This window comes from Streptomyces sp. NPDC055099, from assembly GCF_053607685.1.
On the sequence record NZ_JBSGUA010000006.1, the window covers coordinates 245,466 to 272,356 of the forward strand.

The following is a 26,891-nucleotide window of genomic DNA, read 5'->3' on the forward strand; positions in this document are numbered from 1 at the left end:
TCACGGAAGGTCCGCCGGTGGTTTCACATAGGCGGCCTCGACTGCCGGGTGGCCGCGCAGGGCCGTGGCGACGGCCTCGGCGTCCACACCGGCGGGGACGGCGACCCGTTGCCATCCGACGAGGGCCGGGTCGTCCGCGCCGGGGTGCAGCGGCTGGGCCGTCACGCCGAACCACCGCTCCAGCAGGCTGCTGACGTCCAGCACACCCGTGGTGGCCGCCGCCGCGGGACGCTGCGGCGAGCGGAGCCGGACGATGACTTCGGCCTCGGCCACAGGTCTGCTCCCCCCGGACTGCTCCGGCACCGCGTCCGAACGGCTCGCTCGGGTCACCGGGCCCGGCCGACGGCTCTCGCGGTCACCGGGCCCGGCCGACCCTAATGACGTGCTGTCACACGACCGTCCCGGCGGCGTCACCGTGCCGGTGGTCCGCCTCGGCGAGCAGCCGCACCCCCTCGGCGATCCGGGCGGGGGTGAGGTGGGCGTAGCCGAGCACGAGACGTATTCCGGGGGCGTCGGCCGAGCCGTAGTCGCTCAAGGGGCGCACCGCGACCCCGGCCGCGACCGCCCGCCGCAGGAAGTCCGCCTGCGAACCCCGTTGCGGGGGCAGCCGGGCGATGACGTGCAGTCCCGCGGCGATGCCGGACACCTCCGTACCGGGAAAGTGCTCGTCGAGGGCGGCGACGAGCGCGTCCCTGCGCTCCCGGTAGGCACGCTGGCAGCGGCGCAACTGGCGGTCGTAGTCACCGCGCTCCACGAAGCGCGCGAGCAGCGCCTGGTCCAGGACCGGATTGCCCAGGTCCATCATGCGTTTGCGGGCGACGACCTCGTCGGTCATCGACTCCGGTACGAGCAGCCAGCCGAGGCGAAGGCCCGGGGCGAGCGACTTGCTGACCGAGCCCGTGTAGGCGACGTGCCCGGGGTCGAGTCCTTGCAGCGCGCCCACCGGGGCACGGTCGTAGCGGAAGTCCCCGTCGTAGTCGTCCTCGATGACCAGACCGTCCACGGCCCGTGCCCAGTCCAGGAGTTCGGCGCGCCGCCCGGCCGAATAGCCGATGCCCAGCGGAAACTGATGCGCGGGCGTGGTGACGACCGCGCGCAGGCCCCGCTCCCTCAGTACGCCGGTGACGACGCCCTCCTCGTCGAGGGGCACCGGCACCGTGGCGACGTCCGCCGAGGCGAACAGCTCGCCGTGCTGCGGACTTCCGGGGTCCTCGACGCCGACGGTGCGCACCCCGCGCGCGTGCAGCACGAAGCCCACCAGGGCCATGGCCTGCGCGACGCCGGAACAGACGACGATCGCCTCGGGGTCCGCGACCACGCCCCGGCGGCGTACGAGCAGCTCGGCGAGGGCCGTACGCAGCCGGGGCAGACCCCGTGGGTCCGGGTAGCCGAGCGCGTGGTGGGGGAGTTCGGCCAGGACGCCGCGGTGCGCGGCAGCCCACGCGGCGCGCGGGAACAGGGACAGGTCGGGGGTGCCCGCGATGAAGTCCACGCGCGCGTGGACCTCACGGGGCGCCAGATCGCGTACGGCGGGTACGGCCTTCCGCGCCGCCCCGCCCACCCAGGTGCCCGCGCCACGGTCGCTGCGCAGATACCCCTCGGCCGTCAACTGCTCGTACGCCTCCGTGACGAGCCCCCGTGAGACACCGAGGTCGGCGGCGAGCTCACGGCTGGAGGGCAGCCGCGTCCCCGACGCGAGGCGACCGGAGCGCACCGCCTCGCGCAGCGCCGACTGCAGGCTGCGGCCACGGCTGCGGGCGGGGGCGGCCGCGGCGGGGAGCAGCAGCTCCCACGCGGCGGTTCCGGGCGCGCGGCCCGAACGCGACGACACCGGCATGCGCCTCCTCGGTTCACCGGGGGCTGCGAAGTGGTCCCCGAAACGGCCCCGGAAGTGGACCTTAAACCGGTCCGCGTCCGTTCCTAACGTCGGGGACATGAACGCGAACCTGACACGCGGGTCCCTCCTCGCGGCCCTCGCCTGCCTCCTCGTCGGCGGCTCCTTCACCGCCAACAGCCTCCTCGGCGACTACCCGTACGCGGGCGGCCAGTTCCTGCGCTACGGCCTGGCCTGCCTGCTGCTCCTGCCGTTGCTCGGGCGGGGCGGCACGGTGCCGCTGCGCCGCCTCACAGGCCGCCAGTGGGGGCGGCTCGCCGTGCTCGCCGCCGTCGGCATGGTCGGCTTCAACCTGGCGATCCTCGCCGCCGAACGCACGGCGGAACCCGCCGTGCCGGGTGTCGTCGTGGGATGCGCCCCGGTCGTCGTGGCGGTCATCGTGCCGCTCCTGGAGGGCCGCCGGCCACAACGCCTGGTCATGTACGGGGCGTTGATCGTGGCCGCCGGAGCCTTCACCGTGCAGGGGTGGGGCCGTACGGACGGTCTCGGCCTCCTCTTCTCCGTGTGCGCGCTGGCGGGCGAGGTCGGCTTCGCGGTCCTCGCCGTCCCCGTGCTGCGCCCGCTCGGCCCGAAGCTGCTGTCCGCGACGGTCTGCGGGATCGCCGCCGCCGAGTCCGCCGTCATCGGTCTCGTGGCCGACGGCGGGGACTGGCTGCGGATGCCCGGCACCACCGAGGCGGCGGCCCTGCTGTGGCAGGCGGCGATCGTCACCGTCATCGGCTTCGTGTGCTGGTACTCGGGCATCCAGCGCATCGGCGCCGAGCGGGCCACCCTCTTCTCCGGCCTCATTCCCGTGGCGGCGGCCTTCACCGCCCCCTTGGTCGGCACCGGGTCCTACGGCGTCCCGCAGGCGGTGGGCAGCGCGCTGGTCGGCGCCGGGGTGGCCCTTGGCTCCGGCGTGCTAGGCGGCCGGCGTACGGCGGCAGGTGTCCAGGACGACGCGCGAGACGAGAGCCGGGTCGTCGTTCATCGGGACGTGACCGCAGCCGGGAAGCCGCACCAGACGCGCCTCGGGGAGGGCGTGCTTGGCGCGGACGCCCTGGCGGCGCAGCAGGATGCGGTCGCGGGAGCCCCACGCGACGGTGACCGCGATGCCGGGCACGTCGTCGTCGAAGAGCACGTCACGCCCGGCGGCCAGGGTCTGCTCGAACCCCTTGGCCTCGCGCAGCGCGAGCGTCTCGGCGACGACGGCCTCGGGTGAACGGCGCCCGGGGTGCGCGTAGATGGTGCTGGTCAGCGCCGTACGTCCGGCCACGCTCCGCGAGAGCCGTTCGATCAGCGGCAACGGAAGGAGCCGCGCGCCGTGCCGCATGGCGAGCAGGGTGTTGAACGCGTACCGCCGCTCACCAGGCGTCCAGAAGCCCGCGGGGGACAGCGCGGTGACCGAGCGCACGAGCTTCTCCCGGCCGAGTTCCAGGGCGAGCAGGCCGCCCAGCGAGTTGCCGGCCACGTGCGGACGCTCGATCTCCAGGGCCTCGCACAGCGCGCCGAGCACGGACACGACCGTCGTGATGTCGTAGGGCAGCCCGTCGGGCAGGGCGGGGGACTCCCCGAAGCCCGGCAGGTCCACGGCTATCACGTCGTACTCCGCGGCCAGGATGCCGAGCACCGGGTCCCACGCCTGGCGGTGGTGCCCGATGCCGTGCAGCAGGAGCAGCGGCTCGCCCCGGCCCGTGCGTTCGTAGGCGACGGACATGGTCCGTGGGCCGCCCGGGGTTTCGACGCTGAAGGACACCTCTGCGGCCATTGCTGCTCCAGTCCCCGTCGCCCGGCGACGGTCTACAGACACCTTAGACACCTTGTCAGCAACAATTACCGCTCAGTAGCCTCCAGTTCAAGAGGGTGGGGCAACGGCCGCGGGGGCCGATGTGGGGCGGAACGCACCGAATCCGCCTGGACACGGCGTGGCCCGTGGGCTGGGATGGAGACGTGGCGACCGACACCGTGACCGACGTCTTCGAAGAACACCGGCCCGTCCTGATGGGCGTGGCCTACCGCATGCTCGGCCGGGTGGCCGACGCCGAGGACGTCGTACAGGAGGCCTGGCTGCGCTGGGCGGCGGACGACCGCTCGCAAGTGCGCGACCCCCGCGGCTACTTGGTGCGCGTCACCACCCGGCTCGCCATCGACCGCCTGCGCCACGTGCAGTCACGACGCGAGTCCTACGTGGGCCAATGGCTGCCCGAGCCCCTCGTCACGGACTTCGGGCCGACCGTCCCCGACACCGCCGAGAAGGCCGTGCTCGCCGACTCCGTGTCCATCGCCGTCCTGGTCGTCCTGGAGTCCCTCTCGCCCCTGGAGCGCGCGGTGTTCGTGCTGCGGGAGGCCTTCGGGTTCCCCTTCTCGGAGATCGCCCTCACCCTGGACCGCGGCGAGCCCGCCGTGCGCCAGCTCGCCGCGCGGGCCCGCAAGCACGTCGACGAGGGCAGGCCGCGCTATGCCGTGGATCCCGACGAGCGCAGGGCCCTGACCGAGCGGTTCCTCGCCGCGGCGACCGGCGGCGACCTCGACGGTCTGATGTCCCTGCTCGCTCCGGAGGTACGCCTCGTGGGCGACAGCGGCGGCAAGGCCAAGGCCCCGCTGCGCGTCATCGAGACGGCCGACAAGGTGGGCCGTTTCCTCGACGGCGCGGCCCGCAGGGGCGTGCCGTCGGACGCGGAGCTGGAGGCCCGCTTCCTGGAGGTCAACGGCGCGGGCTCCGTCCTCTTCCTGGTCGACGGCAAGCCGCACTCCCTCTTCCAACTGGACGTCGTCGACGGACGGATCACGTACGTCTACATCATCCGCAACCCGGACAAGCTGGTCGGGCTCGTTTCTTAGGGCACAGACGACAGACCCCCGTCCTGTGCAGGGCGGGGGTTTTTGTCTTGTTCGCCACGGGTGCGTGACCCGACGCCAACAACACGTGAATGCTCTGTGGCATCGTCCCTGTGCGCGCTGTAACGGATCGAGGATTGGTCTTGACCAAGGGTGGGTGCCGCTCTATCGTCGCAGAGATAGTGCAGGAACCTTTAATAAACAAGGGCGCTAAAAAGCCGCCGGCACACGGCGATTGCGGAGGACAGGGTGGGGACCACGCAGCTGGAAACGGCACCGGAGCCGAAGTACTGGCACCTCAAGACCGTGCTCAGCGAGGCACTCGACTCCGAGTTCGCCGTCGGCGAGATCCTGCCCAACGAACGTGATCTCGCCGCCCGGTTCGGTGTCGCCCGCGCCACGCTCCGGCAGGCGCTCGAACAGCTGGAGCTCGAAGGCAGGCTGCAGCGCCGTCGCGGGGTCGGCACGACCGTCGCCCCGCCGCGGATGGGTGTGGCCGTCGGATCCGCACAAGGCACGTGGCCGGGCGAGGTCGGCGACGCCTGGCAGCCCGCCGACTGCGCACCGGCGGTCCCGCCCGCGGAGGTGGCCCGCATGCTGGCGGCCGACCCCGACGAGCAGGTGCACGTGGTGCGGCGTACGCGCGTCTCGCACGGCCAGCCCGTGGCCGCCGAGCTGCTGTACGTGCCGATGTCCTCCATCTCGGAGCTCTCCGCCATCGACGCGCCGTCGGGACCGGCACGCGCGCGTGGCGTGCTGCGCGAGCTGCACCGCCTGGGTCTGGAAGGGCAGGACCGCGCTGTCGAGCTCGGCTCGGCCCGCGCGGACGACGCCAAGGCGCTCGACCGACTGCCCGGAGCGCCGGTCCTCGTCGTGACGACCCGCTTCTTCGCCGAGGGACGCACCGCCGCCGTTTCCGTGGCGACGTACCGCGCGGACACCTGCCGCCTCACGTTCGGCGACGCGGGCGGCGTCGAGATCCACCACGGCCCGGAGCGCCAGGCCTCCTGAGCCCCGGCTCCCTGCGCCCCGCTTCGGCGCGGCGGCTCAGCGCCGCGCCGTCACCGTTCCCTCGACCGCGAACAGCTGCTCCTCGACGTGGTCGAGGGCGAGCCGCAACGCGCCCGTCGCGACGGCCGCTTCGCCGAGCATCGACAGGGCGACCCGGGGCGGACGCAGGCAGTAGCGCGCCAACTCGCGGCGCAGCGGCTCCAGTACACCGTCGAGACCGGCGGCCCAGCCGCCCACGACGACCAGCTCGGGGTCCAGGGCGAGCACCAGCGCGGCCACGTCGTGCACCAGGCGCTGGATGAACCGCTCGACGGCCTGTCGCGCCCGCTCGTCGCCCTCGCGCGCGTGGGCGAAGACCTCCGCCACCGCCTGCTCATCGAGCGGGTGCAGGGGCTCGTCCGTGGTCGAGAGCAGCGTCTCCGGGGTCACGTCACGGCCAAGGAGATGCAGCGCGCCGATCTCCCCGGCGGCGCCGCCGTAGCCGCGGTGCAGCCGTCCGCCGATCAGCGCACCGGCCCCCGGGCTGAGCCCCGCGAGGACGAACACCACGTCGTCGGACTCGGTCGCCGCACCCTTCCAGTGCTCGGCCACGGCCGCCGTGTTCGCGTCGTTCTCCACCAGGACCGGGCACTTGAAGGACCGGCGAAGACGCTCGCCCAGTTGCAGTCCCGTCCACTCGGGCAGCGCGGTGCCCAGCCGAACCGTGCCGTCCGCCTCCACGATGCCGGGGCTGCCGACCCCCACCGCGCGCAGGGAGCTGCGGGCGATCCCGCCGCGGCGCAGCAGATCGGCGACCGCCATCCGCAGCCGTTCGAGGCGCTCGTCGGCCGGGGCCGTCTCGTCCACGGCCTTCGCGGCCGAGCCAAGGACGCGGCCGTCCAGGTCCGAGAGGACCGCGGCGACCCGGTGCGGGCCGATCTCCAGGCCGAGCAGATGCCCCGCCTCGGCCCGGAAGCGGAACCTCCGCGCGGGCCTTCCCTGGCGTCGGGCCGCGCCTTCCTCGGCGGCGGTCTCCACCACGAGCCCGGCCTCGATGAGGCCCTCGACCACGCCCTCGACGGTCGGCCTGGAGAGCCCCGTCACCCGGGTGATCTCGGTGAGTGTCGCGAAGTCCGCCGCACGCAGCGCGTGCAGCACCACCGCGGAGTTGATCCGCCGCAGCAGAGAGGGATCCCCGCCGGTCAGCCGCCCCAACGTCCGTCCTCCCAGCTCGTGCGCATGTTGGGCGGATCGTACTCGCCGCGACCGACCGCTGCGAGCGCCGGGCCCACCTGTGACTCAGAGTGCCGATCGGCCCTCGCCCTCACCCGGGTGCCACGAAACCGGATTCGTATGCGGCGATGACCGCCTGCGTGCGGTCCCGGGCCCCCAGCTTCGCCAGCACGGAGCTGACATGGGACTTGACCGTCTCGGCGCCGACGATCAGCTCCGCCGCGATCTCCGCGTTCGACAGGCCGCGTGCCATCAGGCGGAGCACGGCCGACTCGCGCTCGGTGAGCGCGGCCCGGTCCAGGGCGTCCCGGGCAGCGGCGTTGCCCGGCCGCCGCCCGTACTCGTCGGCCAGCTGCCGTACCGCCGCGGGGAACAGCAGCGACTCGCCCTCCGCGACCAGCCGGACTGCGTTCACGATCTCCGCGGGGCGGGCGCGCTTCAGCAGGAAGCCGTCGGCGCCCGCGCGCAGCGCCTCGTACACGTACTCGTCGTTCTCGAAGGTCGTCACGACCAGGATCTTCGGGGGGTCCTGCACGGTGCGAAGGACCGCGCGCGTGGCCTCGATGCCGTCCAGGAGCGGCATGCGGACGTCCATGGCGACCACATCCGGCCGCAGTCGGCGCACGAGCGGAATCACCGCCGCGCCGTCGGCTGCCTCGCCGACCACCTCGATGTCGGGCTGCGCCTCCAGGACGGCGCGCAGCCCGGCGCGCACGAGGGGTTCGTCGTCGACGAGGAGGACTGTGACCGGCATCCGGTCAGCGTAGATCACCCCAGGGGCAGTTCGACGTGCACCTGCCATGTGCCGTCCCGCGGCCCCGTGGTGGCCCGGCCGCCGAGCAGCGTGGCCCGCTCCCGGATGCCGCGCAGCCCGCTGCCGCCCCGCCCGGTGGCCTCTCCTCCCGTGGGCAACGGATTGCGTACGTCGATCTCCAGGGCCGCCGCGTCGACCGCGAGCCGCACCTGTACCGGGACCGGCCCGGAGTGGCGCAGCACGTTCGTGAGGGACTCCTGGAGCATGCGGTAGGCCTCGCGGGACACCGGGCCGGGCACCTGCTCCACGGGGCCCGTCACCTCGATGTCGACCTTCGCGCCCGAAGCACGCGCGGAATCCAGGAGTTGGCCGGCGTCGGCGAGCGTGGGGCGGCGGCTCGCGGGCTGCCCGTCCTCCCGCAGCACGCGCAGGACACGCTCCAGGTCCTCCAGGGCGGCACGCCCCGTCTCCTCGATCGCGCCCAGCGCGCGGCCGGTGAACTCCGGGTCGGCCGCGGCCCGCGCCGCGCCCGCCTGGACGACCGCGACGGTCAGCGCGTGCCCGATGGAATCGTGCAGTTCGCGGGCGATGCGGTTGCGTTCGAGGAGTTGCTCGGTGCGCTCCTCCAGAGCGGCCAAGCGCTCCTTGGGGGAGGGGCCGAGCAGCCGCCGCGCCGCCGTCGCCATCAGCCGGCCCGCCACCACGGCGAGCGCGAGGAGGAGCAGCAGCGGTAGCGGGGCGAGCAGCGCGTTCGTCCAACTCGGGGCGGGGAGGGGGAGGAGCACACCGGGGTCCTCGCCGGGCTCCGTCGCCGACCCGAGGAGGGCCAGCATGGTGCCCAGCAGCTGCACCGTGCAGAACGCCGCCACGGCCCCTGCCTCCAGGCGCAGCACGAGCCACACCGCCGTCCTGCCCCGGTCCCGCCAGGACGCGGAGGGAGCGACGGACACACCAGGGTCCTCGCCTGCACCCGGCACGCGCGCGTGCTGCCCCGGAAACAGCATCAGACGGGCCTGCAGTCCCTCCGCCCGGCGTATGGACGGCAGGAGGGCGGCCGCCGCCACCAGCGGGACGGGCTGGAGGGCGATCAGTATCCAGTCGGCGAACGCCGGGTCGCTGAGCCCGGGGTAGATGAACGAGATCATCAACGGGACGGCCGCGCCGATGAGCAGGTGCAGCCAGCGCGTGTAGGTCACCGCGCGGGTGAGCGGCCGGAGGAAGCGGGACATCACGTCATCGTGCCAGCCACCCGCCGCCGCCCGGCTCCCCCGTGAGGGGGAGACGCCCTCCCCGGGCGGGGGAAGCCCCACCGTGCTCCCGGCCGCCAGTCTGGGCCCATGACCAGCATCGACGTCCAAGACCTCAGCAAGGAGTACGGCACCACCCGCGCGGTGGACGGACTGACCTTCACCGTCCGCCCGGGGAAGGTCACCGGGTTCCTCGGCCCCAACGGCGCGGGCAAGTCCACCACCATGCGGCTCGTCCTCGGCCTGGACCGCCCCACTTCGGGCACGGCGATGGTGGGCGGTCGCCCCTATGCGGCCATCGACGAACCCCTGCGCCATGTGGGGGCCCTGCTCGACGCCCAGGCCGCGCACGGATCGCGTACCGCACGCAACCACCTCCTCGCCCTCGCCGTCGCCAACCGCATCCCCGCGCGGCGCGTGGACGAGGTCCTCGAAGAGGCCGGGCTCGCCTCCGTCGCGGGGCGCCGGATCAAGACGTTCTCCCTCGGCATGCGCCAGCGCCTGGGGATCGCGGCCGCGCTGCTCGGTGACCCGCGCGTCATCATGCTGGACGAGCCGTCCAACGGCCTCGACCCCGAAGGCATCATCTGGATTCGCGAACTCCTGCGCCGCCTCGCCCGCGAGGGCCGGACCGTCCTCGTGTCGAGCCACCTCATGAACGAGACCGCCACCTTCGCCGACCACCTGGTGGTCCTCGGCCGCGGCAAGCTGCTCGCGGACACCTCGATGGCTGACTTCATCGCGGCCCACAGCAGCCCACGGGTCCGGCTGCGCACCCCGGAGAGCGACCGGCTGCGGGGCCTGCTGCGGGACAAGGGGTACGCGATGACGCACGGGCAGGACGGCCGCTGGACCGTGGACGGCGCGAAGGCCGAGGAGATCGGCTCCCTCGCGGCCGCACACGGCATCCCTCTCCTCGAACTCTCGGACCAGCAGGCCTCTTTGGAGCAGGCCTACCTGGCCCTCACGGCCGACGACGCCGAGTTCGCCGCCGCCCCTTCCACGCCCCGCCAGGAGGCCTGACCATGCAGACGACCGCCGTGCTCCACTCGGAGTGGATCAAGATCAAGTCGGTGCGGGCCAGTCTCGGATCGCTCATCGCCGTCTTCGCGGCCACGCTTGCCATCACGGTGCTCGCGTTCGCCGCGGTGGGCACGGCGGAGGCGGACAACGCCGACTACGAACCGCTCTTCAGCGCCTTCTACGCGCTCAACTTCGGCCAGATCGCCGCCATCAGCTTCGGCACGACGGCGATGTCCTCCGAGTACCTGAACGGCGCGCTGCGGATCTCGCTCTCCGCGGTGCCGCGCCGGGGACTCTTCTACGGGGCCAAGATCGCGGTGGTGGGCGCCCTTGCCCTCGGTGTCGGGGTCCTCACCAGCTTCGCCGGCTTCCTGACCGGTCAGGCCGTTCTGGGGGAGTACGCCATCGGCCTCGGTCACGACGGTGCCGTACGGGCGTGTGTCGGCGGCGGCGTCTACCTCGCGCTCATGGCACTGCTCGCCGCGGGACTGACCGTGCTGCTGCGCAGCGGGGTCGCCGTGCTGAGCATCCTCATCCCGTTCACGCTCATCGTGTCCTTCGTGGTCGGGGACGTAGCGAGCGGCGCCGCGGAGTTCCTGCCGGACCGGGCGGGACAGCAGGTGCTCCACGAGAACCCGGCCGGAACTCTCGGCCCCTGGACGGGACTTGCCGTCACCGCGGCGTGGACGGCCGCCGCGCTGCTGGCGGGCTGGTGGGCGCTGCGGCGGCGTGACGCGTGAGGCAGGTGTCCGAATGGTGACCTCGGGGGTCTGACGGCGGGCCAGTTGTCAGTGGTGGCCGCTTTACTGGATGCCATGAGTACCGCAGAGCATCTCGACGCGATCGACCTGCTGCGCTCGCGGGAGTTCCCCGCGGAGCACGGCAGGTCGCCGTCCGGCGTCGGCGGTCCGGGGTATCACATCGCGGAGTTACTGACGAGCGGCGACTTCTGGGATGACGACGGCACACAGTGGGAGGCGACATCGGATCAGTACGACGCCGAGCGCGACGCCCTCACGGTCCTGCTCGCCGAGCGCTGGGGGGCGCCCCAGATATTCAGCCTGGCGAGCGTCTTCGAGCGGGCGCAGGGCGATGCGTACGACTACGACTACGACTGCGACCACGCGGACGAGGCTGCCGAGGGCGAAACCGGCGAGGATGAGGACATACCGGAGCCGTGGGGCTCGCTCAGTTCCTCGGTGCCTGACCTCCACTTGTGGCGGGTCGACGGCCGGTGGATAGCTCTCGGTGTCTCGCAGTGGGACAAGGAGCTGCCGTTCCAGCTCGTCGCGGTGGTCACGGAGATCGACCCGCCGTAGCGAGTGCGGACGCGGCGTCCGGATCAGGGGCGCCGAGGGCCCGGCCCGGCGGCGAGGCCGAGTTCGTCGCCGACGCGCGGCGCGAAGTGCCGGGCCACCTCCGCGTCGCTCACCTGCGTGAGTTCGGCGGGGGACCAGTGCGGGTCACGGTCCTTGTCGACGACCTGGGCGCGGATGCCCTCGACCATGTCCGGCGCGGCGATGGCGGTGGCCGACACCCGGTACTCCTGGTCGAGCACCTCCTCCAGGGAGGTGAGGGCGCGGGCCCGGCGCAGGGCGGCGAGAGTGACCTTGAGGGAGGTCGGGGACTTGGAGAGGATGCTCTCGGCCGTCTGTTTGGCGGCGTGGTCACCGGACTGGAAAAGCCGGTCGACGATCTCTCCCACGGAATCGGCGGCATAGCAGGCGTCGATCCAAGCACGGTGGGCCGCGAGTTCGCCCTCGGGCGCGGCGATGGCGTACTCCGCGATCACCTCGCTCACGTCGGCGCCGCCCAGCGCGGCCGTGAACTCCGTCAGCAGCTCCGAGGGAACGTAGTGGTCGGCGAGACCGCACAGGAGGGCGTCGCCCGCGCCCACCGCCGAGCCCGTCAGCGCGAGATGGGTGCCGAGTTCGCCGGGTGCCCGCGACAGCAGGTACGTACCGCCGACGTCCGGCACGAAGCCGATCCCCGTCTCCGGCATGGCGATCCGGGAGCGCTCGGTGACGATCCGCACGCTGCCGTGCGCCGATACGCCGACCCCGCCGCCCATCACGATGCCGTCCATGACGGCCACGTACGGCTTCTGGAAGCGGGCGATGCGGGCGTTGAGCCGGTACTCGTCACGCCAGAAGGCCAGGGACGCGGCACCGCCACCCGCACGGATGTCGTCGTGGATGGACCGGATGTCACCCCCGGCGCAGAGCCCCCGCTCGCCGGCCCCGGTCAGTACGACGACACCGACGGCGTCATCCCGCTCCCACTCGGCGAGAGCGTCGTCCATCAGCCGGACCATGGCGTGGTTGAGGGCGTTGATGGCGCGGGGCCGGTTGAGGACGATGTGCCCCGCGCGACCGTGGGTGCGCAGGAGAACGGGAGCTTCGTCGAAGTCAGCGGTGGACATGGGACAGATGGCTCCTTCGACGACGGATGATTCGACCTGCCGGCACATGACGGCTTGCGCCCGCACAGATCGAATCTACGTCCTGGCTCGGCCGGGCGACGGAGGGGGCCACGGCCGGGGCGGGGTTGTGCCTCCTTTCTCAAGGCGAGTGGAAGGTGACCTCCGGGTTTGTCGGTGAGGGGCCGTTCAGCAGGGGGCGGTCTTTGCCGGTGAGGTGCTTGTCGAAGAACGCCGTCACATATGCGGTGGTGATCTCTCCCGATCGCTTGCCGGAGAGCGGGGCCGACGGGTCGGTCCTGTTGAGCTGAGCGCCGAGGATCGGCAGGTCGGTGAAGGTGAGGTGCCCGGAGTCCGCGACCGTCAGCCAGCGCTTCCAGCCGTGCAGACGGTGCCATTGGCGCGGCCAAGTGGTGTCCTCGGCGGAGGGATTGTGGTCTTTCAGGGTGCCGAGCATGAGGGCGGGGCGTCCCGTGCCGGCGGACGGGACCGGGGCGAAGAACGTGCCGTCCAGGTTGGCGGCGGCGCGGACGCGGTGGTCCGTTCCGGTGGCCACCGCCGCCGCGTTGCCGCCGAGCGAGTGACCGGCCGCCCCGATCCGCCGGGGGTCGATGAGCGCCGCGTAGTCGGGGTGCCGACGGTCACCGGGGCGGGAGCGTCCGGTCAGCTCGTCGATGACGTAGGAGATGTCCGCTGCCCGGTTCCGCGCCGCTTTGGCCAGCATCTTCTTCTCTCCGGCGTCGCCGTTCGGCGCCTCCTCGACCTTCTCGCACGCGACACAGGTACGGATGCGCGACGAGCCTTTACGGCCCGGGAAGGCGGTCCCGAAGGACTCGTACGCGTGGTCGACGAGAGCGACGAGGTAGCCGTGGGACGCCAGGTTCTCCGCGAGCGTGGTGAGAGTGGCGCGATGCAGCGTGAAGCCCGGGGAGAGGACGATCAGCGGGTGCTTGCCCCCGGCGGGGCGGGCGGCGGCGCGGGCGTTCGTGCGGACGGAGGTCAGCTGCCCGGCGTCGTACAGCTTGTCCAGCTTCTGCCCCTTCAGGAGCAGTTCGGCCTCTTCGGTCGTCAGGTACGGAGCACGGCCCCCGTCGCCCGCGCCCTGCCGGGCCGGGTAGAAGACGGACACCATCAGCTCCCGGGACCCCGCCGAGGGCACCCACGGGTCGCGGCGCTCGTCGTCCACGAGATGGAGGGTGTCCCGGCCGATCGCGTGGGGCCCGGAGGGGCGCGGCAGAGCCAGCTCGGACGCGGTGGGAGAAGGGGAAGCCTCACCTGCCGATGACGCGCCGCCCTCCTCGGCGCATGCCGTCACGGCAGGGGTGAGGAGGGCGAGGGACAGCAGGGCGGTGACGGCGTTGCGCCGTGTGCGGATTCTGATCATGCCCTGAAGACTATGAACCGCGGCGAGCCTCCGGCAGCGACGAAGGTGGGGAGCAACCCCCTACTTTCGTAGGGGGTTTCAAGCGTCAGGCCGACTGGCCCTCGCCCCCCTGGAACGCCTCCAGAATCCGCTCGGCCGCCGTCGTGGCCGTCAACGTGCCCTCGCGTACCCGCTGTTCGAGCTCAGGGGCGAGGTCTCGGACCTGGGCGTGCCCCCGCAGCCGGTCCAGGAGTTCGTCCCGCACCATCGTCCACGTCCAGTCGACCTGCTGATCGCGTCGCTTGGCGGCGAGGCGGCCCGTCGAGTCGAGGAGCGCGCGGTGCTGTTCGAGGCGGTCCCAGACCTCCTCCAGGCCGCTGGATTCGCGCGCGCTGCAGCTGAGCACCGGGGGAGTCCAGGCCGCGTCCGCGGGGTGCATCAGCCGCAGGGCGCCCGCCAGTTCACGCGCCGCCGAGCGCGCGTCACGCTCGTGCGGGCCGTCCGCCTTGTTGATGGCGAGGACGTCCGCCAGTTCCAGGACGCCTTTCTTGATGCCCTGGAGCTGGTCGCCGGTACGGGCGAGGGAAAGCAGCAGGAACGAGTCGACCATGTTCGCGACCGCCGTCTCCGACTGGCCCACGCCCACCGTCTCCACGAGCACCACGTCGTAGCCCGCCGCCTCCATCACCACGATCGACTCGCGCGTCGCCTTCGCGACCCCGCCGAGCGTCCCGGCGGTGGGCGACGGACGCACGAACGCCGCCGGGTCCACCGCCAGGCGCTCCATCCGCGTCTTGTCGCCGAGGATCGAGCCGCCCGTCCGGGTCGACGAGGGGTCGACGGCCAGGACCGCGACCCGGTGCCCGAGCCCGGTCAGCATCGTGCCGAGCGCGTCGATGAACGTCGACTTGCCCACCCCGGGCACCCCGCTGATGCCGATCCGCCGGGCCCGCCCGCTGTGCGGAAGCAGCTGGGTCAGCAACTCCTGCGCCAGCGCGCGGTGTTGGGGCCGGGTCGACTCGACGAGCGTGATGGCGCGCGCGATCTGCGCCCGCTTCCCGTCGAGTACGCCCTTGACGTACGCGTCGATGTCGATCCGCGGCGCCGCCATGCTCACAGCTCGTGGCCGAGGTCGGCCGCCAGCCGCTTCACCAGGTCGTACGCGGCGTCCGGGATCACCGTGCCGGGCGGGAAGACCGCCGCGGCGCCCATCTCCAGGAGCGTCGGCACGTCCTGCGGCGGGATCACACCACCCACGACGATCATGATGTCCTCGCGGCCCTCGGCGGCCAGCTCCGCACGCAGCGCCGGTACGAGCGTGAGGTGCCCGGCGGCGAGCGACGAGACGCCGACGATGTGCACGTCCGCCTCCACCGCCTGGCGCGCGACCTCCGCCGGGGTCTGGAAGAGCGGGCCGACGTCCACGTCGAAGCCGAGGTCGGCGAAAGCGGTGGCGATGACCTTCTGGCCGCGGTCGTGGCCGTCCTGGCCCATCTTGGCGACCAGGATGCGCGGCCGGCGACCCTCGGCCTCCTCGAAGGAGGACACAAGGGTGCGGGTGCGCTCCACGGACGGGGACGAGCCTGCTTCGGTGCGGTACACACCGGAGATCGTACGGATCTGCCCCGCGTGCCGCCCGTACGAGGCCTCCAGGGCGTCCGAGATCTCGCCCACCGTGGCCTTCGCGCGGGCCGCGTCGACCGCCAGCGCGAGGAGGTTGCCCTCCAGGCCCGGACCGGGGTCCCGCTCGGCCGCCGCCGTCAGCGCCCGCAGCGCGTCCTGGCAGGCCGCCTCGTCGCGCTCCGCGCGCAGCCGCTCCAGCTTGGCGATCTGCTGGGCGCGCACCGAGGAGTTGTCGACCTTCAGGACGTCGATCTGCTCGTCGGTCTCCACGCGGTACTTGTTGACGCCGATGACGGGCTGGCGCCCCGAGTCGATGCGGGCCTGGGTACGCGCCGCGGCCTCCTCGACGCGCAGCTTCGGGATGCCCGCGTCGATGGCCTGCGCCATGCCGCCCGCCGCCTCGACCTCCTCGATGTGCTGCCAGGCGCGCCGCGCCAGGTCGTGCGTCAGCTTCTCGACGTACGCGCTGCCGCCCCACGGGTCGATCGTGCGCGTCGTGCCCGACTCCTGCTGGATGAGCAGCTGCGTGTTGCGGGCGATGCGCGCGGAGAAGTCGGTGGGCAGGGCGAGCGCCTCGTCGAGGGCGTTCGTGTGCAGCGACTGGGTGTGGCCCTGCGTCGCCGCCATCGCCTCGACACACGTACGCGTGACGTTGTTGAACACGTCCTGCGCGGTGAGCGACCAGCCCGAGGTCTGTGAATGGGTGCGCAGCGAGAGCGACTTGGGGTTCTTCGGGTCGAACTGCTTGACCAGCTTCGCCCACAGGAGGCGCGCCGCGCGGAGCTTGGCGACCTCCATGAAGAAGTTCATGCCGATGGCCCAGAAGAAGGAGAGCCGCGGCGCGAACGCGTCCACGTCCAGGCCCGCTTCCTGACCGGCCCGCAGATACTCCACGCCGTCGGCGAGGGTGTACGCGAGCTCCAGGTCGGCCGTCGCACCGGCCTCTTGGATGTGATAGCCGGAGATCGAGATGGAGTTGTAGCGCGGCATCTTCTGCGAGGTGTACGCGAAGATGTCGGAGATGATCCGCATCGAGGGCTTGGGCGGATAGATGTAGGTGTTGCGGACCATGAACTCTTTGAGGATGTCGTTCTGGATGGTCCCGGCCAGCTTCTCGGGCGGTACGCCCTGTTCCTCGGCGGCCACGATGTAGAGCGCGAGCACCGGGAGCACCGCGCCGTTCATCGTCATCGACACGGTCATCTTGTCCAGCGGGATGCCGTCGAAGAGCTGACGCATGTCGTAGATCGAGTCGATCGCCACGCCCGCCATGCCGACGTCGCCCGTCACCCGCGGGTGGTCGCTGTCGTAACCGCGGTGCGTGGGCAGGTCGAAGGCGACCGAGAGGCCCTTCTGCCCGGCCGCGAGGTTGCGGCGGTAGAAGGCGTTGGACTCCTCGGCGGTGGAGAATCCCGCGTACTGGCGGATCGTCCAGGGCTGGTTGACGTACATCGTCGGGTAGGGGCCGCGCAGGTAGGGCGCGACACCCGGATACGTCTGAAGGAAGTCGAGGCCTTCGAGGTCGGCGCCCGTGTAGAGCGGCTTGACCGCGATGCCCTCCGGGGTCTCCCACAGGAGGTCGTCGTCGGCCTTCCCGGTGGTCTCCTTGACGGCGCTGCGCCACTGGTCCTTGGAGACGGCGGAGGACTCAGACGTGGCATCCGGCGTCAGGCCGACGCCGGAGAAGTCGGGGATCGCCATTACGCCACTCCCATGTGGTCGAGGGTGGAGGAGAGCACGGACACGGCGTCGCAGCCCGCGAAGACGTACGCGTCGACGCCGGGGCGCTCGGCGGGCCGTCCCGCGAGGAACACCCGCAGCGCGCCCGCCGACTTGAGCGCGGCGGCGACCTCGTCGGCCTGCTCCTCGTACAGCGCGTCGCTGGAGCAGAGGCACGCGACCGTGGCGCCGCTGGCCTTGAACGCCTCGGCGGCCGTCGCCGCGTCCACCGTCACCGGGTCGTGCACGGCTTCGATGCCGCCCGCCTGGAAGAGGTTCGACGCGAAGGAGGCCCGCGCGGTGTGCGCGGCGGCCGGGCCGAGCGCGGCGAGGAACACCCGGGGGCGGGCCCCCGTCGAGGCGAGGTGCGCGTCCGAGCGGGAGCGCAGGACCTCGTACGCCTCGTCGCGGCGCACGCGCGGCAGACCGCCCGTAGCCTCTGCGGGCGACGCCTCGCGCTCGACCGGACGCTCCGTCAGGTTCGGGAACTCGCTGACACCGGTGATCGGTTCGCGCCGCTTGGCCAGCTTCTCGCTGCGCTTCGCCCAGGTGGCGGCGAGGCGTTCGCCGATCAGGCCGGAGCGCAGGGCCGCGGCCTGGCCGCCCGCGCGCTCGATCTCCTGGAAGAACTCCCAGCCCGCGTGGGCCAGTTCGTCCGTGAGCCGCTCCACGTACCAGGAGCCGCCCGCCGGGTCGATCACCTTGGCGAGGTGCGACTCCTCCAGGAGGATCGTCGAGGTGTTGCGGGCGATGCGGCGCGCGAACGCGTCCGGCAGGCCGAGCGAGTGGTCGAAGGGCAGCACGGTCACGGAGTCGGCGCCGCCGACGCCCGCGCCGAGGCAGGCCACCGTCGTGCGCAGCATGTTCACCCACGGATCGCGGCGCGACATCATCACCGGCGAGGTCACGGCGTGCTGGCGCTGGGCCCCCGCGTCCGGTGCGCCGCAGACCTCGGCCACGCGGGCCCAGAGCCGCCGGGCCGCCCGCAGCTTCGCGATGGTCAGGAACTGATCGGCAGTGGCGGCGTACCGGAACTCGAGCTGGGCGCAGGCCGCCTCGACGGTGAGCCCCGCCTCGGTCAGTTCGCGCAGGTAGGCGACCGCCGTGGCGAGGGAGGCGCCGAGCTCCTGCCCGGCCGAGCCGCCCGCCTCGTGGTACGGCAGGGCGTCGACGGTCAGCGCGCGCAGGTTCGGGTACTCCTGGCCGCACAGCCGGGCCAGTTCGATCGCGGCCGCCGGGTCGAGCCGCTCGCCGGTGCGGGCCTCGTGGCCGAGCGGGTCCGCGCCGAGCGTGCCGCGCGCGGAGTCCTTGGGGATGCCCCGCTCCTCGTACAGCCGGAACAACTCGCGTGCCGCGGGCTCGAACTCGGCGCCCGCGTCCATCGCGACCGGCGCCAGGTCGAGGAAGACGCCCTCCAGGGCGCGCTCGATGCCGGAGACCGGGAGCGCGCCGGGACCGACGCCGAGCCACAGCGAGGTGACGCCGTTCTCCAGGTCGGCGAGCACGGTCTCGTTCGTACCGGCGGGGTCCGTGGTCGCATGCCGCTGCCGTACGTCCCAGCCGGCCGCGGCACTGCCCGCGGCGGCGCCGCCCCTGACAAAGGGGGCGAAACCCGGGTAACCGGCGTCAGGCGCGGCATCACGGGCGGTGTACAGGGGGCGGGTGCTGAGCCCGTCCTCGAGTGCGGTGGACAGCGCTTCCTCGGCGGCCGGCCCCGATACGTCCTTACCCGATTTGCGCAGCACGCCTTCCACCAGGCGCTGCCACTGCTCATGGGTCGCATCAGGGAACTCGGCGGCCAGGGAAAGCCCGTCGTCAGGCAGGACCGTCATGGGCATGATGCTAGGGCGCAACCCCTGGCACTCGGTGCCGTCCAGGGCTGTGACCTTGGCCTCTCCCGCACTCTCTTGATCTCAAACGAGCGGACGGCTACGGCGGGGCGTGATCCGTGCCCTTCCCTCCCCGTTCCGGAGTCATTCCAGGCCAGAGGCCCTGAAGACGCCCTCGGTCGTGTCGCGGTCGACGCACGGCGAGAGCCGCGGTGACGCGATCGCCCCGCGGAAGAGCGAGCCGTCTGCGACAGATGTGCGGGGCGTCAAGCCCTCGTCAACGTGGGTCGCCCCTGCGTCAACGTCGCGTCATGACGGCTCGGTCGGCACCTGATGCCGGGCATAGCGTCACCACATGGCCCCCCGGGACCTCGTCCGGCCCCGGGCCGGGCGACAGCTCACAGCAGCAGGATCACCGAGCAGCAGGACCATCGAGCAGCAGGATGCTCAAGGAGGAACCCCATGGCAGAAACCCAGTGCGGCGAGGACCCCGAGCCCTCTGAACCCGGCCCGGCCGGACCGCTCTTCGTCCCCGTCCGGCCGGGACCCGCGGGCTGCGTCGCCCGCCTGTTCCGCACCCCCGTGGGCGGCCGCACCGCCGTCGCCTTCACCACGCCCCAGCGGCTCAGCGCGGCCCTCGGCGACCGCCAGGCCTGGATCAGGCTCTCGGAACCCGCGCTGCGCACCCTCACCGAGCCGCTCGGCGTCCGCGAGGTCACCCTCGACCCACGTCTCGCCGCGCACCCCGTCGGCGCGCCCCGGCGGCCGACACCCGCCTGGCGCGAGTGGGACCCGCGCGCGGCCGGCGCGCTGACCGCCCGGATCGGCTGACCTGCGGCATGCGGATGCGGAACGAGGACGAGGCGAAAGAGAGACTGCCGTGACCACCCTGTACGACCCCCTGACCACCGACGCCACCGCTGACGACGACCTGTCCGTCTGGCCCGCGTCCACCGCCCGGCTGCCCCACGGCGACCTCGCCGTCGGCGGTGTACCGCTCACCGAGATCGCCGGGCGTTTCGGCACCCCGGCGTACCTCATCGACGAAGGCGACGTACGCACGCGTTGCCGCACCTACCTGCACGCCTTCCCCGACGCCGAAGTGCACTACGCGGCCAAGGCGTTCCTGTGCCGCGCCATGGCCCACTGGGTGGCGGAGGAAGGGCTCGGGCTCGACGTCTGCTCCGCCGGGGAGCTGGAGCTCGCCGTCACCACGGGCTTCCCCGCCGAGCGCATCGTGCTGCACGGCAACGCCAAGAGTCCGCACGACCTGGAGGCCGCGCTGCGGCTCGGCGTCGGGCGCATCGTGATCGACAGCGCCTCCGAGATCGCACGTCTTGCCGCCGCCGTGCCGCCGGGCAGTCGCCAGAAGGTGCTGGTCCGGGTGGTGCCGGGCATCGCGGCGGGCGGCCATGCCAAGATCCGCACGGGGACCGACGACCAGAAGTTCGGCCTGTCGATCACCGACGGTTCCGCGCAGCACGCCATCGCCCGCATCCTCGGCCAGCCCGGACTCGAACTCGGCGGACTGCACTGCCACTTGGGCTCGCAGATCACCACCGAGAAGCCGTTCCTGGCCGCCGTACGCCGACTGGTCGGCCTGATGGCCCGCGTCAAGGAGCAGCACGGCGTCACCCTCCCCGAACTGGACCTCGGCGGCGGCCACGGCATCGCCTACCGCCCCGGCGAGGAAGCACTCGACATCACCGCCCTCGCCCGCACGGTGCGCGCCGAACTGACCGCGAGCTGCGCGGCGGCCGGACTCACGGTGCCCAGGCTGCTCATCGAACCGGGGCGCGCCATCGCGGGCCCCGCCGGAGTGGCCCTCTACCGCGTGCTCGCCGTCAAGCGCACGGGCGGGCGCACCTTCGTCGCCGTGGACGGCGGGATGAGCGACAACCCGCGGCCCGCGCTGTACGGCGTGCGGTACGCGCCGCGTCTGATCGGCCGGCACTCCACGGTCCCTTCCGCGCCGGTGACCGTCGTCGGGCGGCACTGCGAGGCAGGCGACGTGCTCGCCTCCGACATCGAACTGCCGGGCGACGTACGGCCGGGAGACATCCTGGGCGTGCCGGTGGCCGGGGCGTACCACCTGTCCATGGCGTCCGGCTACAACCTCGTCGGGCGCCCGCCCGTGGTGGCCGTCACCGACGGGCACGCACGGCTCCTGGTGCGGCGCGAGTCCCTGGAGGACTTCCGCAGCAGGGATGTCGGCCTGTAGGCCCCAGCCCCGCGCGGCGGCCGGTCAGGACCCGAGATAGCGCAGGACGGCCAGCACGCGGCGGCTGTACCCGGTCGTCCCGGTCAGCTCCAGCTTGTCGAAGATCGCGTTGATGTACTTCTCGACGGCGCTCTGCGAGACGTGCAACTGGCCGGCGATCGCCGCGTTCGTGTGCCCCTGCGCCATCTTGCCGAGCACCTCGCGCTCACGCGGGGTCAGGCGCTGGAGCGGGTCGGTGTGACTGCTGAGGGTCAGCAACTGCCGTACGACTTCCGGGTCGAAGGCCGTCTGGCCCGAGGCGACCCGCTCCAGCGCGTCCAGGAACTCGTCGACCTGGACGACCCGGTCCTTGAGCAGATAGCCGACACCCTCGGTCGCGGTGGTCAACAGCTCGGTCGCGTAACGGCGTTCGACGTACTGCGACAGCACGAGCACGCTCGTCCCAGGCCACTTCGCCCGGATCTCCAGCGCGGCCCGCAGCCCCTCGTCGGTGTGCGTGGGCGGCATCCGTACGTCGATCACGGCGGCGTCCGGCGGGTCCTCGGCCACGGCGGCGAGCAGCGCCCGCGCGTCACCGACCGAGGCCGTGACGGTGTGCCCCTCGTCCACGAGGAGCCGGGCCAGGCCCTCCCGCAGCAGCGTCGAGTCGTCGGCGAGCATTACGCGCATGGGAGCTCCGCGGTGATGAGGGTGGGCCCACCGGAGGGGCTCTCCACGGTGAGGGTGCCGTCCAGGGCGGCCACGCGCCGGGCGAGCCCGAGCAGACCGCTGCCGGACGGGTCGGCGCCGCCCCGCCCGTTGTCCTCGACGCGCAGGTGCAGCACGGCACCCCGCCGTTCGCCGTGGACGGTGACGAGGGTGGCGCCGGAGTGCTTGACGGCGTTGGTGACGGCTTCGGCGGCGACGAAGTACGCCACGGCCTGGGCGGTCGGCGGCGGCGTCTCGCGCAGGTCGCAGTGCAGCCGTACGGGGATCGCGGCCCGTTCGGCGACCGTCTCCAGGGCGGCGGCGAGGCCGCCCTCGTCGAGGGTCGCGGGGTAGACGCGCCAGGCGACCTCGCGCAGTTCGACCAGGGCCTGCTGGGTCTCCTCGTGCGCCTGGGCGAGGAGCCGCGCGGACTTCTGGGGCTCGGAGGCGCGGCGGGCCCTGCCGAGCAGCATGCCGAGGGCGACGATGCGCTGCTGGACGCCGTCGTGCAGATCGCGTTCGATGCGCCGCCGCTCGTCGTGCACGGCCTCCACCACCCCGGCACGGCTCGCGACGAGCTCGCCGATCCTGCGCTCCATGAGCTGCCCGTCGTTCGGGCCGAGGTACCGCCGGGCGTGCCGCTCGTCGGCGAGCGCGACGCCGTATGTGCCCTGCACACAGAGGTAGAACAGGAAGAGGCCGCCGACCGAGGAGAGGATCAAGGTGGCGGGGGAGTCGATGTCGGCGACGAACCAGCCCCACACCGCCAGCGAGGCGTAACCCGCCCCGAGCAGCGCGCAGCCGAGCACGACACCGCCGAGCAGCCCGATCGCCCAGCGCGACGCGATGTAGTTCACGGCGGGCAGGCCGGTCGGCGGCGTGGCCAGCTCGGTGCCGAAGAAGGCGGTCATGCGCCGCCGCTCCAGATCGGCCAGCCGCCGCGCTCCGTCCACGATCCGGGCCTCGGCGCCGCGCCCGGTGCGCCGCCCCAGGGTGGCGAGCAGCCACAGTCCGGCCACCAGGGCGAAGGCCAGCTCTACGAGGCCGGTGATGGCGCCGACGAGGACGCCGACGGTCACCCTGAGCCAGCGCTGGAGATGCGTACGCATGATCGATGACGCTAGCCCAACGGCCGACCCGCGGGGACTGCGGAAAACCACAAGGCCGCCCTGCGGTCCACCGCACATGACGTGTGTGGCCGCCCTCATACCGTCGTGCCCCACGCCTTCCGTAGCGTCGAGTGCATGATCCTCACTGCCGCGTACGAAGCCTCGGCCGCCCCGAATGAAGCCCCTGCCGGCGGTGTCGCGGGCTGGGCCGCCGATCTCATGGACTCGTTCGGCGCCGTCGGCGCCGGAGCGGCCATCGCCCTGGAGAACCTGTTCCCGCCCCTGCCCAGCGAGGTGATCCTGCCCCTCGCCGGGTTCGCCGCGAATCAGGGCAAGTTCGGCCTGATCACGGTCCTGCTCTGGACCACGGCGGGTTCGGTGATCGGCGCGCTCGCGCTCTACGCGATCGGCGCGCTGCTCGGCCGGGACCGCACCGTGGCCATCGCGGCCCGCCTCCCGCTCGTGAAGGCGTCCGACATCGACCGCACGGAGAAGTGGTTCGCCCGGCACGGCACCAAGGCGGTCTTCTTCGGCCGGATGATCCCGGTCTTCCGCAGCATGATCTCGGTACCGGCGGGCGTGGAGCGGATGCGCCTGCCTGTCTTCCTCGCCCTGACGACCGCGGGCAGCCTCATCTGGAACGCCGTTTTCATCCTGATCGGCCACGCCCTCGGAGCACGCTGGCACCAGGTCGCGGACCTGGTGGGCGTGTACTCCAAGGGCGTTCTCGCGGCGGCGGCACTGGCGGCGCTGATTTTTGTGGCGCTGCGGGTGCGCGCCCTGAAGGGGCGCGGGGCACCGCGCGACAAGCAACGACGCACCCGCAGCACGGGAAGCCCCCGCTGAGAGCCCTAAAGAATCGCCCCCGGCGCGTAGGCCGCGGCCTCGGGGTGCTCCTTGAGCAGGGCCTCGATCTGCGCGACGACGACGCCGACCTGGTCGCTCGCCGCGCCCGTGAACGACAGCTTGTCGGCCATGAGGGCGTCGAGCTCCGCGCGGTCCAGCGGGATGCGGGAGTCCGCGGCGAGCTTGTCGAGGAGCTCGTTGCGCTCGGCGCCCTGCTCGCGCATGGCGAGCGCGGAGGCGACGGCGTTCTCCTTGATGGCCTCGTGGGCCTCCTCGCGGCCGACGCCCGCCCGCACCGAGGCCATCAGGACCTTGGTGGTGGCGAGGAAGGGGAGGTAGCGGTCCAGCTCACGCGCGACGACGGCCGGGAACGCGCCGAACTCGTCGAGCACGGTCAGGAAGGTCTCCAGGAGCCCGTCCAGCGCGAAGAACGCGTCGGGCAGGGCGACACGGCGTACGACCGAGCAGGAGACGTCGCCCTCGTTCCACTGGTCGCCCGCCAGCTCGCCGGTCATCGACGCGTAGCCGCGCAGGATGACCGTGAGGCCGTTGACGCGCTCACAGGAGCGGGTGTTCATCTTGTGCGGCATCGCGGACGAGCCGACCTGGCCCGGCTTGAAGCCTTCGGTGACGAGCTCGTGCCCGGCCATCAGACGGATGGTCTTGGCCAGCGACGAGGGGCCGGAGGCGAGCTGCACCAGGGCGGTGACGACCTCGTAGTCCAGGGAGCGGGGGTAGACCTGGCCGACCGAGGTGAAGGCGCGGTCGAAGCCGAGGTGACCGGCGATGCGCTGTTCGAGCTCGGTGAGCTTGTCGGCGTCGCCGCCGAGCAGGTCGAGCATGTCCTGGGCCGTGCCGACGGGGCCCTTGATGCCGCGCAGGGGGTAGCGGCTCAGCAGGTCCTCGACGCGGCGGAACGCGACGAGCAGCTCGTCGGCGGTCGTCGCGAAGCGCTTGCCCAGGGTCGTCGCCTGCGCGGCGACGTTGTGGGAGCGGCCGGCCATGACCAGCTCGGCGTACTCGCCGGAGAGCTTCCCGAGCCGCGCGAGCACAGCCACCGTGCGGTCGCGCACCAGCTCCAGGGAGAGGCGGACCTGCAGCTGCTCCACGTTCTCGGTCAGGTCGCGGGAGGTCATGCCCTTGTGGACCTGCTCGTGCCCGGCGAGCGCGTTGAACTCCTCGATGCGGGCCTTCACGTCGTGGCGCGTGACCTTCTCGCGCTCGGCGATCGAGGCGAGGTCGACGTCGTCCAGAACCCGCTCGTAGTCGGCGAGGGCAGCATCCGGGACCTCGATCCCCAGGTCCTTCTGCGCCCGCAGGACGGCGAGCCAGAGCTGACGCTCCAGCTTGACCTTCTGCTCGGGCGACCAGAGGGTGGCGAGCTCGGCGGAGGCATAACGCCCGGCGAGGACGTTCGGAATACGGGGCTTTGCAGGCGCGACAGTCACGTGTACGGAGTTTACCTGCCGTCCGACCTGCTCTTTGACCGTCCGTACAGTCCGGAAAGCGCGGGTTCGTTGGAGCATCATCCAGGCGTGGCGCGGGGTGAGTGACGTGGGCCGAGACCGGGCCTCCCGCGACGACGGCGGCTACTCGCCCACCGGCAGCAGCACGCGCCGCAACCCCTCGACTCCCTTGCGCCAGGGCTCCCCGTCGGACTCCTCCCAGAGGTCGAGCAGCTCCGAGCCCTCGGCCAGCACATGGTCCAGGGCCTGGTGTGCGGGGCCGCGGAGCGACAGGAGGTCGGGTATGGGCTGCTCCGGTCCGTAGACGGGGTCGGCGGGCTCGCCGCCCGGGCACTGCGCGGCGACCAGGGCGGCGGCGGCCACGGCCGTCTCGGCGACGTCGGCGTCCAGCTCTCCGTCCTCGGCGGCGGCGTCGTCCAGAGCGGCCCGGACGAGACCGAGTCGGTCCTCGGCAGGGGCGTCGTCGCGTTCTCCGCAGAAGTCCGCCGCGGTGTCGTTGTCGAAGGGCCCGACATCCCAAGTACCCATGGTCATTCCCGCTTTCGTCCCGTGTCGTGCATCGTCCTGTCCAGCTCCGGGCATCGTGTCATCGAGCACTGACATCCGCCGGTGCCCGGCTGTGCCGCAACTCCCGTTGATCCACCTACGTCTAGGCTTCACCACATGGAGCAGCGCGAGATCATCCAAAGAGTCGTCGGCATCCTGACCGAGGCGATCGAGATGCGCCGACAGGTACGGGAGAACCCGGACGGCGAGGTCGAACCCAGCGGCGCGGTGGGCGCGATGCTGGAGGAGATGCTGCCGCGCATCGAGATCCCCGCCGATGCCACCGCGATGGAGGTCGCCGAGGTGGTGGGCCGGGAACTGAGCCCGGTCATCGAGCAGATCACGTCGGCCTTCGCCTTCTCCTTCGCGCAGTTGGCGGAGGCGCACGACGAGGGACGCACCGATGTGACGTCGGCGGACGTACTGCAGTCCATCGCCCTGCACTTCGAGGACGAGGTGGAGGAGTAGGACGCACGACCCTACGGCGCGGGCGGGCCACCCCTGGGGGGGCCCCCCCGCCCGCGCCGCTCTATGCTGTGACGCCTGATGCGCGGGGGGCGTGACGGGGTCGGTACGGGGGCTGGGGATGGATCAAGGACTGGCGGCCGTTCTCGGCGCGGCGGTGGGGGCGGTCGCCACCGGGACGGCGGCGCTCGTCACGGCGATGTCGGCGTCCCGCCTGCACAAGAACAAGGCGAGGCAGGAGGCGTGCCTCGCCTACCTCACCCTGGTGGCGCAGATCCGCATGGCGCTGGTCGACATCGGCCGCCACCACCGCCCGGACCCGACGGACCTCTACGAGCCACTCGACCCGGCGACGGCCCGCGCCCGCGCCGCGGACATCGACGCCCAGTACCACGAGCTGATCACGAAGCACGCGGTCCTGATGCTGGCAGGCCCCCGCCGGGTCTACAGACAGGCGGTACGCACGACGGACCTGGTCGCCGCCCCTCTGACACTCATCACCCGCTGGAGCACGACCCCGACCCCGCCCCCGCCCGACCAACTACAAGCCTTCACCCAGGCCATGGAAGCCCTCGCCCAGGGCCTGGCCGACTTCGCGGACACGGCCAGGGAGAGCACGTAGGCCGCGCCGCGACCGCCC

General features: G+C 72.4%; 25 protein-coding genes and 1 pseudogene. 11 read left to right on the forward strand and 15 right to left on the reverse strand.

What is annotated here, in order from left to right; genetic code table 11:
- The gene (locus ACWFRU_RS18085) at nt 1–273 is read right to left on the reverse strand and encodes a hypothetical protein (RefSeq protein WP_453688031.1); all 273 of its coding nucleotides are present in this window, start codon (nt 271–273) and stop codon (nt 1–3) included.
- Between the two features lie 115 nt (nt 274–388).
- Entirely contained in the window at nt 389–1,837 is a 1,449-nt protein-coding gene (pdxR, locus tag ACWFRU_RS18090) for a MocR-like pyridoxine biosynthesis transcription factor PdxR (RefSeq protein ID WP_453688033.1), read from the reverse strand.
- Nucleotides 1,838–1,934: 97 nt separating this feature from the next.
- On the opposite strand from pdxR, the pseudogene ACWFRU_RS18095 reads away from it, so the two are divergent.
- Nucleotides 1,935–2,771: pseudogene (locus ACWFRU_RS18095) on the forward strand (EamA family transporter); the annotation flags it as partial.
- 24 nt (nt 2,772–2,795) lie between these two features.
- On the opposite strand, the gene ACWFRU_RS18100 reads toward ACWFRU_RS18095, so the two are convergent.
- Nucleotides 2,796–3,641: an alpha/beta fold hydrolase gene (locus ACWFRU_RS18100; RefSeq protein WP_453688035.1), complete on the reverse strand. Its 846-nt coding sequence runs from the start codon at nt 3,639–3,641 to the stop codon at nt 2,796–2,798.
- 182 nt (nt 3,642–3,823) lie between these two features.
- On the opposite strand from ACWFRU_RS18100, the gene sigJ reads away from it, so the two are divergent.
- On the forward strand, nt 3,824–4,714 hold the full coding sequence (gene sigJ, locus ACWFRU_RS18105) for an RNA polymerase sigma factor SigJ (protein ID WP_453688037.1): 891 nt from the start codon (nt 3,824–3,826) through the stop codon (nt 4,712–4,714).
- Nucleotides 4,715–4,960: 246 nt separating this feature from the next.
- Nucleotides 4,961–5,722, forward strand: coding sequence for a GntR family transcriptional regulator (locus tag ACWFRU_RS18110; RefSeq protein WP_453688039.1), 762 nt, complete (start codon nt 4,961–4,963; stop codon nt 5,720–5,722).
- A gap of 36 nt (nt 5,723–5,758) precedes the next feature.
- On the opposite strand, the gene ACWFRU_RS18115 is transcribed toward ACWFRU_RS18110, so the two are convergent.
- The 3 genes from ACWFRU_RS18115 to ACWFRU_RS18125 all read right to left on the reverse strand — a co-directional run bounded on the left by ACWFRU_RS18115 (nt 5,759) and on the right by ACWFRU_RS18125 (nt 8,917).
- The gene (locus ACWFRU_RS18115; RefSeq protein ID WP_453451135.1) at nt 5,759–6,916 is read right to left on the reverse strand and encodes an ROK family transcriptional regulator; all 1,158 of its coding nucleotides are present in this window, start codon (nt 6,914–6,916) and stop codon (nt 5,759–5,761) included.
- A gap of 109 nt (nt 6,917–7,025) precedes the next feature.
- The gene (locus ACWFRU_RS18120) at nt 7,026–7,688 is read right to left on the reverse strand and encodes a response regulator transcription factor (RefSeq protein ID WP_453688041.1); all 663 of its coding nucleotides are present in this window, start codon (nt 7,686–7,688) and stop codon (nt 7,026–7,028) included.
- Between the two features lie 14 nt (nt 7,689–7,702).
- Nucleotides 7,703–8,917 (reverse strand): sensor histidine kinase, encoded by a 1,215-nt coding sequence (locus ACWFRU_RS18125; RefSeq protein WP_453688043.1) that lies wholly within the window; start codon nt 8,915–8,917, stop codon nt 7,703–7,705.
- 108 nt (nt 8,918–9,025) lie between these two features.
- On the opposite strand from ACWFRU_RS18125, the gene ACWFRU_RS18130 reads away from it, so the two are divergent.
- The 3 genes from ACWFRU_RS18130 (at nt 9,026) to ACWFRU_RS18140 (ending at nt 11,277) form a co-directional block, all read left to right on the forward strand.
- Nucleotides 9,026–9,958: an ABC transporter ATP-binding protein gene (locus ACWFRU_RS18130; RefSeq protein WP_453688045.1), complete on the forward strand. Its 933-nt coding sequence runs from the start codon at nt 9,026–9,028 to the stop codon at nt 9,956–9,958.
- 2 nt (nt 9,959–9,960) lie between these two features.
- A complete protein-coding gene (locus ACWFRU_RS18135) occupies nt 9,961–10,698 on the forward strand; it encodes an ABC transporter permease (protein ID WP_453688047.1) in 738 nt (245 codons plus the stop codon).
- A gap of 75 nt (nt 10,699–10,773) precedes the next feature.
- On the forward strand, nt 10,774–11,277 hold the full coding sequence (locus ACWFRU_RS18140; RefSeq protein ID WP_453688049.1) for a hypothetical protein: 504 nt from the start codon (nt 10,774–10,776) through the stop codon (nt 11,275–11,277).
- A 23-nt stretch (nt 11,278–11,300) separates the two neighbouring features.
- Here ACWFRU_RS18140 and ACWFRU_RS18145 read toward each other — a convergent pair whose 3' ends face one another.
- The 5 genes from ACWFRU_RS18145 to mutA form a co-directional block, all read right to left on the reverse strand.
- On the reverse strand, nt 11,301–12,380 hold the full coding sequence (locus tag ACWFRU_RS18145; RefSeq protein WP_453688051.1) for an enoyl-CoA hydratase/isomerase family protein: 1,080 nt from the start codon (nt 12,378–12,380) through the stop codon (nt 11,301–11,303).
- A gap of 139 nt (nt 12,381–12,519) precedes the next feature.
- Complete coding sequence (locus ACWFRU_RS18150) at nt 12,520–13,761, reverse strand: alpha/beta hydrolase family protein (RefSeq protein WP_453688052.1); 1,242 nt, start codon at nt 13,759–13,761, stop codon at nt 12,520–12,522.
- A gap of 85 nt (nt 13,762–13,846) precedes the next feature.
- Nucleotides 13,847–14,851 (reverse strand): methylmalonyl Co-A mutase-associated GTPase MeaB, encoded by a 1,005-nt coding sequence (meaB, locus tag ACWFRU_RS18155; RefSeq protein ID WP_453688054.1) that lies wholly within the window; start codon nt 14,849–14,851, stop codon nt 13,847–13,849.
- Between the two features lie 2 nt (nt 14,852–14,853).
- Nucleotides 14,854–17,064, reverse strand: a complete 2,211-nt coding sequence (scpA, locus tag ACWFRU_RS18160) for a methylmalonyl-CoA mutase (protein WP_453688056.1) — start codon at nt 17,062–17,064, stop codon at nt 14,854–14,856.
- Nucleotides 17,064–18,914 carry a methylmalonyl-CoA mutase small subunit gene (gene mutA / locus ACWFRU_RS18165; RefSeq protein WP_453688058.1) on the reverse strand — a complete coding sequence of 617 codons (1,851 nt, stop codon included), beginning with the start codon at nt 18,912–18,914 and terminating at the stop codon, nt 17,064–17,066. The genes scpA and mutA overlap by 1 nt, the downstream gene beginning before the upstream one ends.
- 459 nt (nt 18,915–19,373) lie before the next feature.
- Between mutA and ACWFRU_RS18170 the strand changes: the two genes are divergently transcribed.
- Together ACWFRU_RS18170 and lysA are read left to right on the forward strand one after the other, a co-directional pair.
- Nucleotides 19,374–19,742 (forward strand): SAV_915 family protein, encoded by a 369-nt coding sequence (locus tag ACWFRU_RS18170; protein WP_453688060.1) that lies wholly within the window; start codon nt 19,374–19,376, stop codon nt 19,740–19,742.
- A gap of 49 nt (nt 19,743–19,791) precedes the next feature.
- Nucleotides 19,792–21,132: a diaminopimelate decarboxylase gene (gene lysA, locus ACWFRU_RS18175; RefSeq protein WP_453688062.1), complete on the forward strand. Its 1,341-nt coding sequence runs from the start codon at nt 19,792–19,794 to the stop codon at nt 21,130–21,132.
- Between the two features lie 24 nt (nt 21,133–21,156).
- Here lysA and ACWFRU_RS18180 read toward each other — a convergent pair whose 3' ends face one another.
- Nucleotides 21,157–21,792: a response regulator transcription factor gene (locus ACWFRU_RS18180; protein WP_453688302.1), complete on the reverse strand. Its 636-nt coding sequence runs from the start codon at nt 21,790–21,792 to the stop codon at nt 21,157–21,159.
- A complete protein-coding gene (locus ACWFRU_RS18185) occupies nt 21,792–22,928 on the reverse strand; it encodes a sensor histidine kinase (RefSeq protein WP_453688064.1) in 1,137 nt (378 codons plus the stop codon). Before ACWFRU_RS18185 ends, ACWFRU_RS18180 begins: the two co-directional genes overlap by 1 nt.
- 135 nt (nt 22,929–23,063) lie before the next feature.
- Between ACWFRU_RS18185 and ACWFRU_RS18190 the strand changes: the two genes are divergently transcribed.
- The gene (locus ACWFRU_RS18190; protein WP_453688066.1) at nt 23,064–23,774 is read left to right on the forward strand and encodes a DedA family protein; all 711 of its coding nucleotides are present in this window, start codon (nt 23,064–23,066) and stop codon (nt 23,772–23,774) included.
- A gap of 5 nt (nt 23,775–23,779) precedes the next feature.
- On the opposite strand, the gene purB is transcribed toward ACWFRU_RS18190, so the two are convergent.
- Both purB and ACWFRU_RS18200 read right to left on the reverse strand, forming a co-directional pair.
- Nucleotides 23,780–25,222: an adenylosuccinate lyase gene (gene purB, locus ACWFRU_RS18195; RefSeq protein ID WP_453688068.1), complete on the reverse strand. Its 1,443-nt coding sequence runs from the start codon at nt 25,220–25,222 to the stop codon at nt 23,780–23,782.
- A 141-nt stretch (nt 25,223–25,363) separates the two neighbouring features.
- A complete protein-coding gene (locus ACWFRU_RS18200; RefSeq protein ID WP_453688070.1) occupies nt 25,364–25,768 on the reverse strand; it encodes a DUF4259 domain-containing protein in 405 nt (134 codons plus the stop codon).
- Between the two features lie 135 nt (nt 25,769–25,903).
- Here ACWFRU_RS18200 and ACWFRU_RS18205 point away from each other — a divergent pair, with 135 nt between their 5' ends.
- Both ACWFRU_RS18205 and ACWFRU_RS18210 read left to right on the forward strand, forming a co-directional pair.
- Complete coding sequence (locus ACWFRU_RS18205; protein ID WP_453688072.1) at nt 25,904–26,254, forward strand: hypothetical protein; 351 nt, start codon at nt 25,904–25,906, stop codon at nt 26,252–26,254.
- Nucleotides 26,255–26,372: 118 nt separating this feature from the next.
- Nucleotides 26,373–26,873, forward strand: a complete 501-nt coding sequence (locus ACWFRU_RS18210) for a hypothetical protein (RefSeq protein WP_453688073.1) — start codon at nt 26,373–26,375, stop codon at nt 26,871–26,873.
- The last annotated feature ends 18 nt before the right edge of the window (nt 26,874–26,891 follow it).